We start from the raw sequence: 18,128 nt of genomic DNA on the forward strand, positions 1-18,128 counted from the left end.
CATGTGCTTATGTGTTGCGCAAGCCCGAATTCAGGCCCCGATTACTGAAGCGCCTCGCCATGCTGCGAGATGTCGAGCCCTTCGAGCTCGTGCTCACGCGAGACCCGCAAGGGCACGAACAGGCCGACCAGCTTGAGCAGGACAAAGCTTACGCCCGCGGACCAGACGAAGGTGACGGCGACGCCGTAGAGCTGGATCAGGAGCTGCTGCGGATGGCCTTCGATCAGGCCCGCGGTGCCGCCGATCGCGCTGGTCGCGAACACGCCGGCGAGCAGCGTGCCGGTCAGCCCGCCGATGCCGTGGACGCCGAACACGTCGAGCGAGTCGTCATAGTTGAAGCGGTGCTTCAGCCAGGTGCAGGCCCAGTAGCAAATGACGCCTGCAGCGATGCCGATGACGATGCCGTGCCACGGCGCGACGAAGCCCGAGGCCGGCGTGATGGTGCCGAGGCCGGCCACGGCGCCCGAGATCATGCCGAGCACGGAGGGCTTGCGCCGCGTCGACCATTCGATCGCGCCCCAGGTCAGTGCGCCCGAGCAGGCCGCAAGGTGCGTCGCGATGATTGCCAACACCGCGCGCGAATTGGCGGCACCGGCCGAGCCGCCGTTGAAGCCGAACCAGCCGACCCACAACAGGCCGGTGCCCATCACCGCAAGCGACAGATCGAACGGCGACAGATTTTCGGTGCCGTAGCCATGACGGCGTCCCATCACCTTCGCAGCGACGAGGCCGCCGGTGCCGGCCGACAGATGCACGACGAGGCCGCCGGCGAAATCCAGCAGGCCCATGCTGTTGAGGAAGCCGCCACCCCACACCCAATGCGCCAGCGGAATGTAGACGAAGATGAACCAGGCGACCGAGAACAGCAGATAAGCGGAGAACCGCATGCGGTCAGCGACGGAGCCCGCGACCAGCGCCACCGTGATGATGGCGAACGTCATCTGGTACAGCATGAACAACGCTTCCGGGATCGTCTTCGCCGCCGGATTGACGCTGTCCATGGTCATGCCGGCGAGGAACCAGCGGTCGAGCGAACCGATCCATGGGCCGTCACCGACGAAGCACAGCGAATAGCCGAATGCGACCCAGAGGATCGAGATCAACGTCACCGCGGCAAGGCTCTGCGCCATGGTCGCGAGCACGTTCTTCTTGCGCACCATGCCGGAATAGAACAGCGCGAGCCCGGGGATCGTCATCATCAGCACCAGCGCAGTGGCGACGATCATCCAGGCGGTGTCGGCGGTGTTGATCTCGGAGGTCGCGGCATGCGCCGGTGCGGCCATGAGCGACACAAATCCCATCGGCGCAGCCATAGCGGCCACGCGGCGCAACAATCCCGCCATGTCATTTCCCCCCGGCATAGTAATGGCGTCGCACGCATGGCGTCGTTGCCGGTGCGATCGAATAGGTGTGCTTAGAGCGCGTCGCTGTCGGTTTCGCCGGTGCGAATGCGCAGCGCATGGTCGATCGGCGTGACGAAGATCTTGCCGTCGCCGATTTGCCCGGTGCGGGCGGTCGCGGTGATCACGGCGACCGCCTTGTCGGCGACGTCGGAGGCGACCGCGATCTCGATTCGCAGCTTCGGCAGGAAATTCACGACATATTCCGCGCCGCGATAGATCTCGGTGTGACCCTTCTGGCGGCCATAGCCCTTCACCTCGGTCACCGTCATGCCGTGGACGCCGATCGCCGTCAGGGCCTGACGGACCTCATCGAGCTTGAAGGGTTTGATGATCGCGACGACGAGTTTCATGGTCAGGCCTATTCCCCGGGATGCGCCGCGCCGCATGTCCCCGGCGCTGCGTCAATCTGGCATCTTTCCGGGCAAATGGCACAAAAAACTTGCACATTGAAGCGGAAAAACGTTTGGCCAAGGACGGTCGTGTGAACGGCCGCCTCTGTACAGGGCAACCGTTCATCCTTCACAATGCATTTTCGGCATGGATGCGGTGAACCCGCGGCTGCCGAGCGGTACATAAGTATTTTGGGGGACGCTTCATGGCGAGTTGGTTCTACGCATCCGAGGGCAAGCAGCAGGGGCCCTTTCCGGAAGGACAATTCCGCGATCTCGTCGCCCAGGGCGTGGTTCGCCCCGATACGCTGGTGTGGACCGAGGGCATGGCCGGTTGGCAGAAGGCCGCCGAGATTCCCGGGCTGATCGGCGGCAGCGGGGCGCCCCCGATCATTCCGGCTGGTGGTCCGCCGATGATGGGTGGCGGTAGCTACACGGGTGGCGGCAGCACTGCCGGCGGATCGCTGTCGGTTGATTTCGGCATCGTCGACTTCGCGTGGCGCACGCTCGCGTTGGTGATCGGCTCGTGTTTCATCATCCCGATTCCGTGGCTGTTCGTCTGGTACACGCAATGGATCGTGTCCTGCGTGAAGGTTCCGGGAAGACCGAACCTGTCCTTCACCGGCAATGCCATGACGATCGTGCCCTGGTTCTTCGGCTTCATCGTTCTGGCAATTGTGATCGGCTACATCGGCAGCCAGATCTTGAGCACCGCATTCTACATCGTCCAGATCGTCTTCTACTGGATGCTGCTCAAATGGATGATCGCGAACATCGCCTCGAATGGGCAGCCGGTCGGCCTCAGCTTCACCGGCTCGGTCTTGGGCTATATCGGTTGGAACCTGTTGTTCGCGATCTCCATGATCACCATCATCGGATGGGCCTGGGTCGCCGCGGCCCAACTGCGCTGGACCTATCGCAACATCCAGGGCACGCGTCGGGAGATCGTCTTCAGGGGGACCGGGCTCGGGATTCTCTGGCGCGGCATCGTGGCGGCGATCCTGAGCAGCTTCATCATCCCGATTCCGTGGGTGTATCGCTGGATCATGAACTGGTTCGCATCGCAGACCGAGCTCACGCCGCGCGGTTCGACGGCGGGCATGTAACCTCCGCCGGCGTCGCGTCAGAACGGCGCTACGCGTGCATTGTCAGTTGCGGCGCGATCGTCTCGGCGATCGCGCGCATGTCGCGCGCAAGTGACAGCGAGGTTGCGCGGTCCAGCTGGCTGCCGAGGCCGACGGCTGCGACCGTGTGTGAGATCGTTCCCTTCGCGTTCAGGACCGGAACGGCGACGATCGTCACGCCGGCAATGTAATTGCCGCGATCGATGCTGAAACCCTGCTTGCGCACCTGATCGACTTCCTTGCGCCAGGACTCGAAGCTCGGCGCGTTGTGCCAGCGCAGAAGACGAAAACGTTTCTCGATCTCCTTTTCCGGCTGGCCGCTGAAGGCGGCGACGCAACGGCCCGTCGCACTGATCAACGCTGGAAAGCGGCTTCCGATGTCGACATGAAGCCGCACCGGCGCCTGGCTGCGCGCCAGCGCGACGACGATCATGCTGTCGAGGTCCGGCACCTCGACGCCGATCGCCGTGACACCGTAGCGAGCTGAAATCTCCTCGAGCTTCGGCCGCATCAGGCTGGGAAAATCCGCATTCTCGAGCACGGCGCGCGCCAGCGGCAGCATGCCGACGCCGAGACTGTAGCGTTTGGTCTGCGGATCGACCTGCACAAGATCCTCCGCCAGCAGCGCGCGCACGATGTGCAATGCGGTGCTCGGCACCAGCTCGAGTGTCTCCGCGATCGTCTTGAGACTCTGCGGCGTAGGGCTGCGGCTGAGCAGGCGGAGGATAGCGACGGCGCGCGTGACCGCAGGTACGGCGCGGACACGGGGTGATTTGGCATTCGGCATGATCGTATCGGTACAACAGCGGCCCGGGTGCAACAACAGCATCTCGTCGCGATGGAGCGAATGCCGCCTTCATCTCCTCCGCCGCGGCGCATGCGGAAGAGGCCGGCGATGCTTCACCGCTGATTGTATATATACAATTATATGTGCTATTTGACAATTAGCGCGTCGTCGGTATCTTGCCGGTCATGACCAAGCTGACCGACTACACGAGCTACGCCGCCGCACAGACGATCTTCTCCCCGGAGAAGCTCTGGGAGTTGTTCGACGGCAATCGCGCGCAGCTGAACATCGCGCATGAGTGCATCGACCGGCACGCCGGTCGCTCCAACCCGGCCGTGATCGTCGTCCGTGCGGATGGGCCGGACGAGGTGCTGAGCTTCGCCGAGCTTGCGGACGCGTCCTCGCGCTTCGCGCATGATCTGGTGAGCCGCGGGATCAAGGCCGGTGATCGCGTCGCGATCATGCTCGAACCCTCGCGCGCCTTCTACGTGGCGCTGTTCGGCACCATGAAGGCCGGCGCCATCGCGGTGCCGCTGTTCACGCTGTTCGGACCCGACGGCGTCAAGCTGCGCGTCGACGATTGCAAGCCGCGGCTGATCGTGACGAACGCGGAGAAGGCGCGGCTTCTCGCGGGGATCGGCACCGAGGTCGTGGTTGCCGACGATGCCTTCCTCAACGACCTGCAACGCTTCGCGCCGCACTTCACGCCGGATACGGCGGCCGATGCGATGGCGCTGTTTCAATATACGTCCGGCACCACGCGCGAATTGCCCGAAGCCGTCAAGCACACGCATCGCGCCATCGTCACGCTGATGGTGGCGGCGCTGTACGGCACCGGCCTGCGCCCGGGCGATCGCTTCATCTGCCCGTCGTCGCCGGCCTGGGGGCACGGGCTCTGGCACGGCACGCTGGCGCCGCTGGCCCTCGGCATCACCATCGGCGCCTATGCCGGCAAGTTCAATCCGGAGCGGCTGCTGGCTGCGCTCGAGCAGCATCGGTTCACCAATATCTCGGCAGCTGCCACGCATTACCGCATGATGCGGAATTCCGGCGCCGCGCCACGCTACCGCTACGTGCTGGAGAAAATGTCGTTCACCGGCGAGCCGATCGACAGCGAGACCGCAGCCTTCATCAGCGACACTTTCGGTCATCAGGTCTGCAGCATGTACGGCACCACCGAGATCGGTGTGATCCTGGTGAGCTATCCCGGCGCGCGCGATTTCGCCGTCAAGCCGGGCTCGCTGGGCAAGCCGATCCCCGGCGGACGCGTCGAGGTGCAGGATGCCGAGGGCCGGCCCTGTGCGACGGGTGTGACCGGCGAGCTGAAAGTCTGGCGCCGCGGCGCATGGATCGCGACCAAGGATCTCGGGCGCATCGACGAGGACGGCTACTTCTATCACGGCGGCCGGGCCGACGACGTCATCATCTCCGCCGGCTGGACCATGAGCGCGGTCGAGATCGAGGATGCGATCCTGAAGCATCCGGAGGTGCGCGAGGCAGCGGCCATCGGCGTCCCCGATCCGCTCCGCGGCCAGGTCGTGAAGGCCTTTGTGGTCACCGACCGGCCGGGCGATGAGTCCTTCGAGCACGAGATCCAGGACGTCGTGCGCCAGCGTCTCAGCCATCACGAATATCCGCGTCTCGTCAGCTTCGTCACGGAGCTGCCGAAGACGCCGGCCGGCAAGGTCAATCGCAAGATCCTGCGAGACCGCGAGCAGGCCGCAAGACAATCCGAAGCGACGAATTAGAAGAGAGGAAACGTCACATGCTGGACAAGGCCGAAACCCGGTTTCCGAAGATCACCGAAGAGGGTCTCGACGATCTGCGCAAGCGCATCGGCGTCGCCATCGGCGTGACCGCGGAGCCCTGGTGCTACGAGGCGACGCGCGACAATATTCGTCACTACGCGCACGGCATCGGCGACGACAATCCCTTGTGGTGCGATCCCGAATACGCGGCCAAGACCAATTATGGCGGCATCGTCGCCCTGCCGAGCTTCCTGTTCTCGACCAGCCGTATCGTGTCCGGCTATGTCGGCGGGATGCCGGGAGTCCACGCCATGTGGTCGGGCGCGGACTGGACCTGGCACAAGGCCGTGAGGCGCAACGACGTCATCTCGACCGAAGCCAAGCTGAAGGACCTCGTCGAGCACCAGACCCGCTTCGCCGGCCGCGCCATCCAGCAGACCTACCACGTCGACTTCTTCAACCAGCAGGGCGACCTCGTCGCCGAAGCCGATAGCTGGTGCTTCCGCACCGAGCGCGACCATGCGCGCGACCAGGGCACCAAGTACCGGGAGGTCAAGGCCCGCGCGCCGCGCCGCTACAGCGAGGAAGAGCTGGCGGCGGCCTACAAGCACTATGCCGAGGAGCGCATTCAGGGTTCGCGCAAGCGCTACTGGCAGGACGTCACCGAGGGCGAGGCGCTGCCGGTGATGCTGAAGGGACCGATGACGGTCACCGGCTTCATCGCCTATGCGCAAGGATGGGGCGGTCTCTACATTCGCGCCAACAAGCTCGCCTGGAAGCTGCAGGACGCTCATCGCGGCCTCGGCATCCCGAATCGTTTTGGCATCCCCGACTGTCCCGAACGCGTACATTGGGAAGAGGAATTCGCGCTCGAGGTCGGTGCGCCCGGCGCCTATGATTACGGTCCGGAGCGCTGCTCCTGGCTCACGCATCACCTCACCAACTGGATGGGTGATGACGGTTTCCTGCGGCGCGCCAGCTGCAAGATCCGCCGGCATAATCCCGAGGGCGACATCCTGTTCATCAAGGGCAAGGTGAAACGCAAATTCGTCGAGGGCGGGCGTCATCTCGTCGAGATCGAGCAGGAAGCCCACAACCAGGACAACGAAGTCTCCGTTCTCGGCACCGGCATCGTGGAGCTGCCGAGCCGCAGCTGACAGCAACCAACAGGGCGAACGAGCATGCCCGCACCTGATCTCACGCGCGGCGCGGTCACCGGCCTCAAGGTCGTCGATCTCTCGCGCGTGCTGGCGGGGCCGCTATGCACGCAGATGCTGGCCGATCATGGCGCCGACGTCGTCAAGATCGAGCCGCCATCGGGGGATGAGACGCGCGGCCTCGGGCCGCCCTTCGATGCGGCGGGACAGGCGGCGTATTTCGGCGCCGTCAATCGCGGCAAGCGCGGCATGGCGCTCGACCTGTCGCGCGCCGAAGGGCGCGCGGTGCTCGAAGCCCTGCTGGAGGGCGCCGACGTGCTGGTGGAGAATTTCCTGCCCGGCACGATGGAGCGCTGGGGGCTCGGCTACGAGACCCATCTGTCTGCGCGCTTCCCGCGCCTGATCTACTGCGCCATCTCCGGCTTTGGCGCCGACGGACCGCTCGGCGGACTGCCCGGCTATGACGCGGTGCTGCAGGCCATGTGCGGCCTGATGAGCATCAACGGATCGCACGATTCAGGCGCCACGCGCGTCGGCGTCCCCATCGTCGACTATGTCACCGGCTACAATGCGCTCTCCGGCGTCTTGCTGGCGCTTGCGGCGCGCGAACGGAGCGGGCGAGGGCAGCGCGTCGAGGCGACGCTGTTCGACACCGCGCTCGGCCTCTTGGTGCCGCACGCCGCGAACTGGATCTGCTCGGGCAACGTGCCCGGCCGGCTCGGCAGCGCCCATCCGAACATCGCGCCTTACGACAAGTTCACGGCAGCCGACGGCGAGATTTTTCTCGGCATCCTCAATGACGGCCAGTTCCGCCGCTTCTGCCAGAAGGTGGGACGCGGCGACCTGCTGGATGATCCGCGCTTCCGGACCAACGCCGATCGGCTTCGCCACGTCGCCGCGCTTCGTACCGAACTGGAGCGGACATTGGCGGGCTTCAAGTCGGACGCGCTTTGCCGCGACCTGATGCAGGCCGGCGTTCCCGCAGGCGCCGTCAACACCGTGCCGCAGGCATTCGCACAGGCCCATGCCGCCCACCGCGACATGCTGGTCGAAAGCGAAGGTCATCGCGCGCCCGGCATTCCCGTGAAGCTCGCAGAGACGCCCGGCAACACCGGCCGCCGCCCGCCGCGCTTCGGCGAGCATGCCCGCGAAATTCTGGCCGAGGCCGGCCTCGACGACACGACGATCGACCGTCTGATCGATGCAGGCATCGTCACGCTGCAACGGAAGGACCCCACGCAACGATAAGAAGACGACCACGACAACAATCAAAATAACGAGAACGAGAGGAAACAAGCATGCTGAAATCCGCGAGATGGGCCGTGGGATTGCTGGCCCTGCTATGGAGTTGCGCGAGCCTTGCGCAAACCTATCCGACGAGACCCGTCAAGATCATCGTTCCCTATCAGGCGGGCCAGGGCACGGACGTCGTCGCCAGATACCTGGCCGACCAGCTGTCGCGCACGCTGGGCCAACGCTTCTATGTCGAGAACAAGCCCGGGGCGGGCGGCAATATCGGTGCCGAGCAGGCCGCGCATTCGGAGCCCGACGGCTACACCCTGTTGATGGGCACCAACGCCACCCAGACCATGAACGAGTTCATGTATCCCGCGATGGGTTTCGCGCCGGACAAGGATTTTGCCCCGATCATCCTGGTCGGCAAGCTGCCGCTGGTGATCACGGCCAGTCCGTCTTTCGCCGGAAACAATGTGGTCGATCTGATCGCCGCCGCCAGGGCGAAGCCTGACAGGATCGACATCGCGCTGCCGAGCACGACGGCGCGTGTCATCTTCGAGTTTCTCAAGGAGGTGACGGGCGCGCCGATGTTCGGCGTTCCCTATAAGGGATCGGCGACGGCGATGACAGACGTGCTCGGCGGGCAGGTGCCGCTGATCATCGATACGGTCACTGCGGTGCGCACCCAGATCGACGACGGCAAGCTGAAAGCGCTCGGCATCACCGTGCTGAAGCCGAGCGAGCTTCTGCCCGGCGTGAAGCCTGTCGCCGAGCAGGGCGTGCCTGATTTCGAAATGGCCGGATGGAATGCCTTCTACGCCCCGCGCGGCACGCCACAGGCCATTATCGAGCTTCTGAACGGCGAGTTCGCCAAGGCGCTGGCACTGCCCGAGACCAAGAAGCGGTTGCACGAGCTGGGACTCGATCCGGCCGGCGGAACGCCGGCGGACCTCGCCAAATTCGAGACGCGCGAGCGGCTCAAATGGGGGCCGGTGATCAAGGCGACGGGCCTGCAGGGCGGCTGACGCCGCTGAGGCTCTCTGCTTGAGCATGATCGTCCGAGAACCGGCGTCCCGGGATCAGGCCTTGCGCTCGCGCACCGAGCCTTCCTGCGCAACGGACGCCACCAGCGTGCCGTCGGGCTTGAAGATCAGGCCGCGCGACAGGCCGCGGCCGTCGCGCGCGTTTGGCGAATCCTGGGCGTAGAGCAGCCATTCGTCGGCACGGAACGGGCGGTGAAACCACATCGCATGATCGAGGCTTGCGGGCATCATGCGCTTGTCGAACAGCGTGCGGCCGTAGCGCGCCATGATCGCGTCGAGCAGCGAGAAGTCCGACGCATAAGCGAGCGCGCAGAGATGCAGCGCGGGATCATCGGGCAGCTTTGCGGCCGTGCGAATCCAGATATGGATGCGGCCATCGTCGACCTTCTGACCGAAATAGCGGCCGATCTCGACGGGACGCAATTCGATCGGACGATCCATCTCATAGTAGCGGCGGATGAACTCCGGCATTTCCTTGAAGATCGGCTGCTTCGCCACCTCCTCCGCGGTCAGCTTCTCCGGCGGAGGCACGTCAGGCATCTTGTCCTGGTGATCGAAGGCGCTTTCCTCCCCGGTGTGGAACGAGACCATGATCGAGAAGATCGCATTGCCGTGCTGGATCGCGGTGACGCGGCGGGTCGAATAGCTCTTGCCGTCGCGCAGGCGCTCGACCTGGTAGATGATCGGAACCTGCGGGTCGCCCGGCAGGATGAAATAGCAATGCAGCGAATGCGGCAGCCGGCCCTCGACGGTCCGGCAGGCCGCGACCATCGCCTGCCCGATCACCTGGCCCCCGAACACCCGCTGCCAGTCCGTCTTCGGGCTGTTGCCCCGGAACAGGTTCACCTCGAGCTGTTCGAGGTCGAGGATCGAAATGAGGTCGAACAGGCTTTTGGACATGATGGTGCTTTCTGGTGCCTTGTCATTCCGGGGCGCACGCAGTGCGAGCCCGGAATCTCGAGCTGATAACCTCTGGATTCCGGGCTTGCGACTTGGTCGCGCCCCGGAATGACACAGTTGGGCCGTTCCGCCCTTGTTTCACCGCACTGTTTCGCCCACCTCAAGTCTGCTAGCAAGACCCGTGAATTGGCCGGGAATTTTGGCAGGAAAGTCTGGGTATGTCCGTACAGGGTCACATTGTCATTGGCGGCGGCGCGTTTGCGGGCCTGGCGCTCGCGCTGGCGCTGCGTCAGGGGCTCGGTCCCGAGATTCCCGTCATCGTCGCCGACCCCGCGCTGGCCACACGGCCGAGCCGCGATCCCCGCGCAACCGCGATCGTTGCGGCCTGCCGCCGCCTGTTCGAGGCGCTCGGTGCCTGGGACGATGTCCGCGCCGAGGCGCAGCCGATCCTCGACATGGTCGTCACCGATTCCAAGCTCGAGGACGCCACCCGTCCGACGTTTTTGAATTTCGCCGGTGACGTCGCACCCGGTGAGCCCTTTGCGCATATGGTCGAGAACCGCCGCCTGATCGATGCGCTGGTCGTCCGCGCTGAAGCTGAAGGCATCGATCTGCGCGCCACCACCGTGTCGTCTTACGACGCGCGCGCCGAGGGGATCGACGTGACGCTCGGCGATGGCAGCGTCATCGCTGCGAGCCTGTTGGTCGCAGCTGACGGTGCGAAGTCAAAGCTGCGCGAGCGCGCCGGCATCGCCACTCACGGCTGGGAATATGATCAGTCCGGCATCGTCGTCACCGTCGGCCACGAGCGCGATCACGAGGGCCGTGCCGAAGAGCACTTCTTGCCCGCGGGGCCGTTCGCGATCCTGCCGCTCTCGGGAAAGCGCTCCTCGCTGGTGTGGACCGAGCGCCGCGCGGAGGCCGCGCGCATCATTGCGCTCAGCGACGAGGAGTTTCACGGCGAGCTGGAACAGCGCTTCGGCCTGCATCTCGGCGAGGTGAAGGCGCTCGACAAGCCGCGCGCGTTTCCGCTGTCGTATTTCGTGGCGCGCTCCTTCGTCGCCGAGCGCCTCGCGCTGGTCGGCGATTCCGCCCATGTCATTCACCCAATCGCGGGGCAAGGCCTCAACATGGGTCTGAAGGATGTTGCCGCATTGGCGGAAGTCGTGGTCGATGCCGCGCGGCTCGGCATGGATCTCGGCGGGGCCGACGTGCTCGAGCGCTACCAGCGCTGGCGCCGCTTCGACACCATGGCGATGGGCGTTGCCACCAACTCGCTGAATTTCCTGTTCTCGAACCAGTCGACGCTGCTGCGCACGGTGCGCGATATCGGCCTCGGCATCGTCGACCGCACCCCGCCGTTGAAGAACCTCTTCATCCGCCAGGCGGCGGGTTTGACTGGCGAGATCCCGCGGCTGCTGAAGGGCGAGGCGCTGTAGGAAAAGGCGCCGCTGCAAACTCCGCTCGTCGTCCCGGACAAGCGCGCCTTAGCGCGCGCCGATCCGGGACCCATACGCCGCAGCGACAGTGTTACGAAGACTCGGAGTTTTCAGCGTGCCCCAAAACCACTCCCTGTGGTTATGGATCCCGCCTTCGCGGGGATGACACCGAGAATGTGGCGCCGCCGTTACGCCACACCGACCCTCAATCGATCTTCCGCGCCTCTTCCGGCAGCATGATCGGAATGCCGTCGCGGATCGGATAGGCGAGCTTGGCGCTGCGCGAGATCAGCTCCTGCTTGGTGGAATCGAATTCCAGCGGGCCCTTGGTCAGCGGGCAGACCAGGATCTCCAGCAATTTTGGATCGACGCTGGTTTCGGGGCGTTCGGTGGGCGCGTTCATCATGGTCTCCGGCGATCGGCTGCCTGTAGCACAGAAAATCAAGCTCGCCCATTGCGGCGGCCAGGGTGATTTAGGCGGAAATCATTCGCTGGATCTCGTCGAGCAGGCCCTTAAGGCGCGCCGCCGGCACCGGCGCGCCTGAGAGTGCGAAGCCGAGGAACGTCCAGTACAGGATCTGGGCGCGCGCCTGCGCGCTTGTCGCGGAGAATCCGCGTCGTTCCAGCAGCGTTTCGATATAATCGAGCCTGCGGCGATCGATGGCGCGGACGGCCGCCTGCGCGGCCGGATCGAACGCCGCCCAGTTGCGCACCGCGCGCTCCAGATCGAGCCGGGCTCCAAAGGTCCTGCGTAGCAGCGCCTTCAGCGGTTCGCCGCCCTCGGCCTCGACACCGGCGATGATCTCTTCGGCCGCGATCTCGCGCCAGCGTTTCAGCACGGCCGCGTGGAACGCACCGAGATCGGCGAAATGCCAGTAAAAGCTGCCGCGGGAGACGCCCATCGCCTTTGCCAATGGATCGGCCTTCAGCGCGGTGAAGCCGCTTCTGGTGAGCGCCTTGAGGCCCTGTTTGATCCAGTCGTCGGCGGAGAGCTGTTCGGTCATGTCGGGTTCCGAAATCCGACCATACACTAGTGTATTGACAGGCGGCTGGCCAGCGCCTATCTCACCATACACAGATGTATGGAGGCCTTGATGCGTGATCTCTTGCTCCAGTGCGCCGGCGTCGGGGCCATCATCGTGGCGCTGATCCATGGCATTCTCGGCGAGACCAAGGTCTTTGCCCGCGCCACCATCGAGCCGGAACGGCTCCGCACCCTGATCCGCGTGGTCTGGCAGGCCTCGACCGTGGCCTGGATCGGCTGCGGCGTGCTGCTGGTCGCGACGCCCTGGATGGGCTCGGTGTCGGCGCGCCACTGGATCGTCATCACCATGGTCTGCGTGTTCGGCTTCTCCGCCTGCGCCAACGCATGGGCGACGCGTGGCCGGCATTTTGGCTGGATGGCGCTCAGCGTGGTCGTGGTGATGGCGGCGGCCGGCTACTGAGGACGACCGCGCAATCAAGCGGAGCGGTGTCATGGAAGATCGTGTTCGACTGACCGTTGCCGACGGCGTGGCCCATGTCCGGCTCAATCGTCCGGACAGGATGAACGCACTCGACCCCGCGATGTTCGAGGCACTTATCGGAGCCGGCACGCAGCTTGGCGCGCGCAAGGATGTCCGCGCCGTCATTCTCTCCGGCGAAGGCCGGGCATTCTGCGCGGGCCTCGATCTGGACCGGCTTATGGCGACGACGCGGGGCGATCCGCTGATTCCGTCAGTCGACCTGACGCGCCGAAGCCACGGCATGGCAAACTATGCGCAGCATCTGGTCTGGCTTTGGCGCGAGCTTCCCGTCCCCGTCATTGCCGCGGTCCACGGCGTCGCCTTCGGCGGTGGTCTCCAGCTGGCGCTCGGCGCGGACCTTCGTTATCTGGCGCCGGCGACACGGCTCGCCGTCATCGAAGCCAAATGGGGACTGGTGCCCGATATGGCGGGCACGCAATTGATGCGCCACCTTGCGCGCGAGGATGTCGTGCGCGAGCTCACCTATACCGGCCGCGTGTTTTCGGCCGACGACGCACTGGCCTATGGTTTCGCGACAAGCCTCGCCGACGATCCGCTGGCTGCGGCGTCGAAAGTCGCGCACGAGATCGCAAGCCGCAGCCCGGATGCCGTCCGCGCCGCCAAGCGTCTTCTCAATCTCGCCGCGACCTCGGATGTCGCCACCGGTCTCGCCGCCGAGACGGCCGAGCAAGCCGCGCTGCTCGGCGCCGCCAATCACATCGAAGCGGTCAGGAGCAATCTCGAGAATCGCGCACCGCGATGGAGCCAGGCATGGCGTTGACACTCGTTACCGGCGGTACCGGCCATCTCGGCCGGGATATCGTCGATCGCCTCGTCCGCAACGGGCATCGCGTCCGCCTGTTTGCCCGCTCGAAAGGCGTACGGCCCGACGTCGATTGGGCCGTTGGCGATCTCGCCACGGGCGCTGGGTTGCGGGACGCGTTGCGCGATGTCGACACCGTCATCAACGCGGCGACCTATTCGCCAATCGCGCGGCGAGGAGGTGTTCGGCCCGTCGATTTCTTCAAGTCTCCTTCCGCCGTGGATGTCGAGGGAACGGAGCGATTGTTGTCCTTGTGCCGGGAGCAGTCGGTCCAGCACTTCCTGCACGTGTCGATCGTCGGGCTCGACGATGCCACGCTGCCTTATGCCAGAGTCAAGCTCGCCGGTGAGCGCTTGGTTCGCAGCTCCGCGCTGTCCTGGTCTGTCGTTCGCGCGATGCCGTTCTACTATCTGCTCGACAAGATGCTCGCAGGAATAGCCTGGCTTCCGGTGTGGCCGATGCCGACCACGCCATTCAATCCCGTCGACACGACGGACGTCGCCGATCACGTCGTCGCCTGCGCCTTCGATGGGACACGCGGCGTCCGCGCGGAGATTGGCGGTCCCGAAGACGTCAGTGTCGCTACGCTTGCCGGCCGGTATCGGGATGCGCGAGGATTGCATCGAAAAATCCTGCCGATATCCATGTCCGAGACGAAAGCGCGTGGAATGGGCTTTGTCGTCAGTCGGGGTGTGCGGGGGCGGGTTGCCTGGGCAGATTGGCTGCAACGCCGTTATCCCGGCACGCGCCATGCGGCCTGACGCCTTTCGTCAGGTCCCGAATCCTCCCGTGAGGCTTAAGGCCGCAGCAAGCTGCCAAGCCCGCGTTGCATGCGGAGCGCGCTGATGTTTTGGCGACGATTAGAATATATCTAACGCTGCACTGACCCCAACCCGGTTGACTTCACCTCCTCCTTTGCTTCCTTCGGGCGCGCTTCGCGCACACGACAGAGGAGGAGACATTCGTGAGAGTCATTCGTGTTCTTGCCATCGCACTGACGGTCGGGATTGGCATGGGGTCGGCGGCAATGGCCGACGGTTTCAAGAATTGCACCAAGCTCGACAAGGCGTCGTGGAAGCCGGCGGGCGATGCTGAAGCCAAGGCCAAGGCAGCGGGCTATGAAGTGCGGCGTTCCAAGATCGAAGGCTCGTGCTATGAGGTCTATGGCGTCAAGGAAGGCAAGCTCTACGAGCTGTTCTACAGCCCGGAAGATCTCAGCCTGAAGCACACGATCGCCAAGTAGTTTTTGAGGACAGCTCCGGCTTGATCGACAAAGCGGTGCAAGACGCGCGCGGGGTGTCCGATCGGACCCCCGCAGATCGGACGGTCGCGGTCTGGGACCTTCCGCTGCGAATCTGGCACTGGGCGCTCGCGGCATGCGTCCTGGCCGCGTGGTTCACGCCTACCGTCTACGACAGGCTTCACCGCATCGTCGGCTATGCGGTCATCGGGCTTTTGATCTTTCGCCTGGTCTGGGGAATTTGGGGCAGCCGCTATTCGCGCTTTCGCATGATCGGCGTCAGGCTTCGCGCCGCGCCGCTCTATCTCTGGAATCTGCGCCGCGGCATCACCGGCCGCTATATCGGGCTCAATCCCGCCGGCACCTTGATGCTGGTGGCGCTGCTGTTGTCGCTCGCCGTCTCGGCAATCACGGGCGCGCTGTCGGTGACCGTCACCTTCTTCGGCGTCTGGTGGATCGAGGACACCCACGCTTACGCATCGGACGCCGTCATCGTCCTGGTCGTGCTGCATGTCGCGGGCGTGGTGGGGATGGGCATGCTTCAGCGCGAAAACCTGATCCGCGCCATGATCACCGGACGTAAGCGCATTCGCCGCCATTGAGTTGGAGGATCGAAGCCGCGGGCTCGCTGATCCGCGCAGTGTCACGGGATTCGCGCCCTTCTTACCCGTACAACTACTGCCAATTGGCGTCATTTGCCGAGCAACGTTTACCGCGCGGTAGGCATGCAACTGGGCGTTGCAGAAAATTAACGCGGAGCAAGTGCGGTCGGATCAATTCTCCATAGGATTGACGAGGGAGCGATATTGCATGTTCCGCGTTTTTTCCTGCCTGACGGCCGAGCACGATTGGCGGCTCGTTGTGCTCGCTGGCTTGGTTTGCTTCGCTGCAAGCATCGTTGCCGTCAGCATCTTCCATCGCGCGGTCGTGTCGCGCGCCCGGACGCGGCTGATCTGGATCGCGATCGCCGGTGCCGCCATCGGCTACGGAATCTGGGCAACGCATTTTGTCGCAATGCTCGCCTACGAGCCCGGCGTCTCGATCGGTTACGGCCTCGTTCTGACAGCGCTGTCGCTCGCCGCGGCGATGATCCTGACGTCAGGCGGCTTCGGCGTTGCCGTCAACAATTCCGGCCGCTGGCGTGCGGCTGCCGGTGGCGGCATCATCGGCGTCGGCATCGCAAGCATGCACTATATCGGCATGTGGGCCCTCGAAGTGCCGGGTCATGTCACCTGGTCGCCGGGGCTGGTGCTCGTCTCGATCGGCCTCGGCATGGTCCTCGGCTATGCGGCGCTCGCGGTCGCCATGGCGCGCACGGACAAGCGGGGGACCTTCGCCGCGGCGCTGCTGCTGACGCTCGCCATCGTGTCGCATCATTTCACGGCCATGGGAGCCGTGCAGATCGTTCCAGATCCGACGCTGGAAAACGATACATTGTCGCTTTCGCCGGGCTTCCTTGCCGCTGCAATTGCGGGTGTGGCCCTGTCGGTTCTCGGGATGAGCTTCGTCGGCGTCCTGGCGGATCGTCGCCTTGCGACCAAAACCAGGAGATTCGAGGAAATCATCAGCGAACTTTCGCGCGCCAGGCAACAGGTGGAAGATTCGCAACAGGAAATCCAGGATCAGAAGCTCAGGCTGGATACGGCCATCAACAATATGGTCGAGGCGTTGTGCATGTTCGATGCGGAGAAGCGGCTTGTCGTCTGCAATGAGCGTTATGCCCGCCTCTATCGATTGCCGCCGGAGCTGCTGAAAACGGGGACCTCGCACGCCGACATCATCAGGCATCGCGTCGTGACCGGCGTCCTCAAGAGCGACACCAGCGAGGGCGCCGCCGCGCAATTCCTCTCGAAATTGGCCGCGCTGCCGTTCGATGCAGTCTCGAGCAGAATCGACGAGTTCGCGGATGGGCGGTTGATCTGCGTGACGCGACAGCCAATGGCCGGCGGCGGGTGGGTGGCCACGCATCTCGATGTTACCGAGCAGCGCAGGTCGGAGGCCAAGATTGCCCATATGGCGCAACACGATGCGCTGACCGATTTGCCGAACCGCGTGCTGCTCAAAGAGCGGATCGAGCATGCCATTGCGATCACACGCAATGGCGGCCTCAATCTGGCGGTGCTTATGCTCGATCTCGATCGCTTCAAGGAAGTCAACGACACGCTGGGACACCCGGCGGGCGATGCCCTGTTGCGCGCCGTCGCCGCGCGTTTGCGCGATTGCACTACGGAGACCGCGTTGATCGCCCGGCTTGGCGGCGACGAGTTCGCCGTGATCGACTACGTCACCAACCCGGCCGTGGAGGCTGCCACCCTCGCCGAGAACATCAGAAAGGCGCTTTGCGAACCCTTCGATCTCGGCGATCACCGGGTCACGGTGGGCACCAGCATCGGCATCGCCATCGCGCCGCGCGATGGCGAGGATTCCGACGTGCTCATGAAGAGCGCGGATCTCGCGCTCTACTCTGCCAAGAGTGGTGGACGCGGCGCCTTCCGTTTCTTCGAGCCGGAGCTCGACGAACTCATGCATGCGCGGCGCAACATGGAGCGCGACATGCGGGATGCAATTTCCAGCTGTGACTTCGAGCTCCATTACCAACCATTGGTCAACACCGCGACCGGCGAGATCCGCGGCTTCGAATCCCTGCTACGTTGGCATCATCCGGAGCGAGGCCTGGTCATGCCCGGCGAATTCATTCCGCTTGCTGAAGAGACCGGGTTGATCGTGCCTCTCGGAGAATGGGTCTTGAGGACCGCATGTAGCGAAGCCGCCAAATGGCCTGCCCATCTCGGGATTGCGATCAACCTGTCTCCCGCCCAATTCAGGAGCAAGGAGCTTGTCGCTGTCATCGTCAGCGCACTGGCGAGTTCGGGCGTCGCACCGCATAGGCTCGAGCTCGAGGTCACCGAGACGGTGATCATGCACGACAGCGAAGCCGTATTCGCCGCACTGGGTCAACTGCGCGAGCTCGGAGTGCGGATCGCGCTCGACGATTTCGGGACCGGCTATTCATCGCTGAGCATTCTGCAGAGATTCCCATTCGACAAAATCAAGATCGACCGCAGCTTCGTCAACGAACTGTCCAGCGCAAGCTCGGACGCGCATCATCTCGCGCGAGCGGTCGTTCGTTTCGCGGTCAGCCTCGGCAAGGCGACGACCGCCGAAGGCGTCGAAACGAAGGAGCAGCTCGATATCCTCCGTGAGGAGGGTTGTGCCGAAACGCAGGGCTACTATTTCGCCCGGCCGATGCCTGCATCCGGCATCGCGAAATTGCTGAGGCGAAGTGCCAAGCGAGGTGACAAGGTAGCCGTCCGCGCGGCCTGAACCTCGCACT

The 18,128-nt window shown here is 64.4% G+C and carries 18 protein-coding genes; 12 read left to right on the plus strand and 6 right to left on the minus strand.

All coding sequences use genetic code 11. The annotated features are described in order from the left end of the window. Window positions 1-41 precede the first annotated feature (41 nt). Both ACWAT4_RS01180 and ACWAT4_RS01185 read right to left on the minus strand, forming a co-directional pair. Window positions 42-1,343, minus strand: coding sequence for an ammonium transporter (locus tag ACWAT4_RS01180; RefSeq protein ID WP_449729622.1), 1,302 nt, complete (start codon window positions 1,341-1,343; stop codon window positions 42-44). A 71-nt stretch (window positions 1,344-1,414) separates the two neighbouring features. Then, window positions 1,415-1,753 carry a P-II family nitrogen regulator gene (locus tag ACWAT4_RS01185; RefSeq protein WP_008142802.1) on the minus strand — a complete coding sequence of 113 codons (339 nt, stop codon included), beginning with the start codon at window positions 1,751-1,753 and terminating at the stop codon, window positions 1,415-1,417. 245 nt (window positions 1,754-1,998) lie between these two features. On the opposite strand from ACWAT4_RS01185, the gene ACWAT4_RS01190 reads away from it, so the two are divergent. Continuing rightward, window positions 1,999-2,898, plus strand: coding sequence for a DUF4339 domain-containing protein (locus ACWAT4_RS01190; protein ID WP_212301871.1), 900 nt, complete (start codon window positions 1,999-2,001; stop codon window positions 2,896-2,898). A gap of 28 nt (window positions 2,899-2,926) precedes the next feature. Here ACWAT4_RS01190 and ACWAT4_RS01195 read toward each other — a convergent pair whose 3' ends face one another. Further along, a complete protein-coding gene (locus ACWAT4_RS01195; RefSeq protein ID WP_212301870.1) occupies window positions 2,927-3,703 on the minus strand; it encodes an IclR family transcriptional regulator in 777 nt (258 codons plus the stop codon). Window positions 3,704-3,888: 185 nt separating this feature from the next. Here ACWAT4_RS01195 and ACWAT4_RS01200 point away from each other — a divergent pair, with 185 nt between their 5' ends. From ACWAT4_RS01200 to ACWAT4_RS01215, 4 genes are read left to right on the plus strand one after another with little or no spacing between them, the layout of a single operon-like run. Further along, the gene (locus ACWAT4_RS01200; protein ID WP_449729623.1) at window positions 3,889-5,451 is read left to right on the plus strand and encodes an acyl-CoA synthetase; all 1,563 of its coding nucleotides are present in this window, start codon (window positions 3,889-3,891) and stop codon (window positions 5,449-5,451) included. Window positions 5,452-5,468: 17 nt separating this feature from the next. Further along, complete coding sequence (locus tag ACWAT4_RS01205) at window positions 5,469-6,608, plus strand: FAS1-like dehydratase domain-containing protein (RefSeq protein WP_449729624.1); 1,140 nt, start codon at window positions 5,469-5,471, stop codon at window positions 6,606-6,608. Window positions 6,609-6,632: 24 nt separating this feature from the next. Beyond that, window positions 6,633-7,856, plus strand: coding sequence for a CaiB/BaiF CoA transferase family protein (locus ACWAT4_RS01210; RefSeq protein WP_449729625.1), 1,224 nt, complete (start codon window positions 6,633-6,635; stop codon window positions 7,854-7,856). Between the two features lie 50 nt (window positions 7,857-7,906). Further along, complete coding sequence (locus ACWAT4_RS01215; protein WP_212424158.1) at window positions 7,907-8,869, plus strand: Bug family tripartite tricarboxylate transporter substrate binding protein; 963 nt, start codon at window positions 7,907-7,909, stop codon at window positions 8,867-8,869. Window positions 8,870-8,923: 54 nt separating this feature from the next. Here ACWAT4_RS01215 and tesB read toward each other — a convergent pair whose 3' ends face one another. Next, a complete protein-coding gene (tesB, locus tag ACWAT4_RS01220; RefSeq protein ID WP_212301865.1) occupies window positions 8,924-9,787 on the minus strand; it encodes an acyl-CoA thioesterase II in 864 nt (287 codons plus the stop codon). Window positions 9,788-10,005: 218 nt separating this feature from the next. Here tesB and ACWAT4_RS01225 point away from each other — a divergent pair, with 218 nt between their 5' ends. Continuing rightward, complete coding sequence (locus tag ACWAT4_RS01225; RefSeq protein WP_212424157.1) at window positions 10,006-11,226, plus strand: ubiquinone biosynthesis hydroxylase; 1,221 nt, start codon at window positions 10,006-10,008, stop codon at window positions 11,224-11,226. Window positions 11,227-11,431: 205 nt separating this feature from the next. Here the strand turns inward: ACWAT4_RS01225 and ACWAT4_RS01230 are convergent, their stop codons facing one another. Together ACWAT4_RS01230 and ACWAT4_RS01235 are read right to left on the minus strand one after the other, a co-directional pair. Continuing rightward, window positions 11,432-11,629 carry a Trm112 family protein gene (locus ACWAT4_RS01230; protein WP_028174977.1) on the minus strand — a complete coding sequence of 66 codons (198 nt, stop codon included), beginning with the start codon at window positions 11,627-11,629 and terminating at the stop codon, window positions 11,432-11,434. Window positions 11,630-11,699: 70 nt separating this feature from the next. Beyond that, window positions 11,700-12,230: a TetR/AcrR family transcriptional regulator gene (locus ACWAT4_RS01235; protein WP_212301863.1), complete on the minus strand. Its 531-nt coding sequence runs from the start codon at window positions 12,228-12,230 to the stop codon at window positions 11,700-11,702. Between the two features lie 90 nt (window positions 12,231-12,320). On the opposite strand from ACWAT4_RS01235, the gene ACWAT4_RS01240 reads away from it, so the two are divergent. The 6 genes from ACWAT4_RS01240 (at window position 12,321) to ACWAT4_RS01265 (ending at window position 18,118) form a co-directional block, all read left to right on the plus strand. After that, a complete protein-coding gene (locus ACWAT4_RS01240) occupies window positions 12,321-12,671 on the plus strand; it encodes a hypothetical protein (RefSeq protein WP_212301862.1) in 351 nt (116 codons plus the stop codon). 31 nt (window positions 12,672-12,702) lie between these two features. Further along, window positions 12,703-13,512 (plus strand): crotonase/enoyl-CoA hydratase family protein, encoded by an 810-nt coding sequence (locus ACWAT4_RS01245; RefSeq protein WP_212301861.1) that lies wholly within the window; start codon window positions 12,703-12,705, stop codon window positions 13,510-13,512. After that, window positions 13,503-14,315 (plus strand): SDR family oxidoreductase, encoded by an 813-nt coding sequence (locus tag ACWAT4_RS01250; protein WP_212301860.1) that lies wholly within the window; start codon window positions 13,503-13,505, stop codon window positions 14,313-14,315. Before ACWAT4_RS01245 ends, ACWAT4_RS01250 begins: the two co-directional genes overlap by 10 nt. Before the next feature lie 203 nt (window positions 14,316-14,518). Then, window positions 14,519-14,797: a PepSY domain-containing protein gene (locus ACWAT4_RS01255; RefSeq protein ID WP_187435015.1), complete on the plus strand. Its 279-nt coding sequence runs from the start codon at window positions 14,519-14,521 to the stop codon at window positions 14,795-14,797. Between the two features lie 20 nt (window positions 14,798-14,817). Then, a complete protein-coding gene (locus tag ACWAT4_RS01260) occupies window positions 14,818-15,396 on the plus strand; it encodes a cytochrome b/b6 domain-containing protein (RefSeq protein ID WP_212301859.1) in 579 nt (192 codons plus the stop codon). Between the two features lie 208 nt (window positions 15,397-15,604). Beyond that, entirely contained in the window at window positions 15,605-18,118 is a 2,514-nt protein-coding gene (locus tag ACWAT4_RS01265; RefSeq protein WP_449729626.1) for an EAL domain-containing protein, read from the plus strand. Window positions 18,119-18,128: the final 10 nt, after the last annotated feature.

This window comes from Bradyrhizobium sp. T-1 (genome assembly GCF_053592855.1).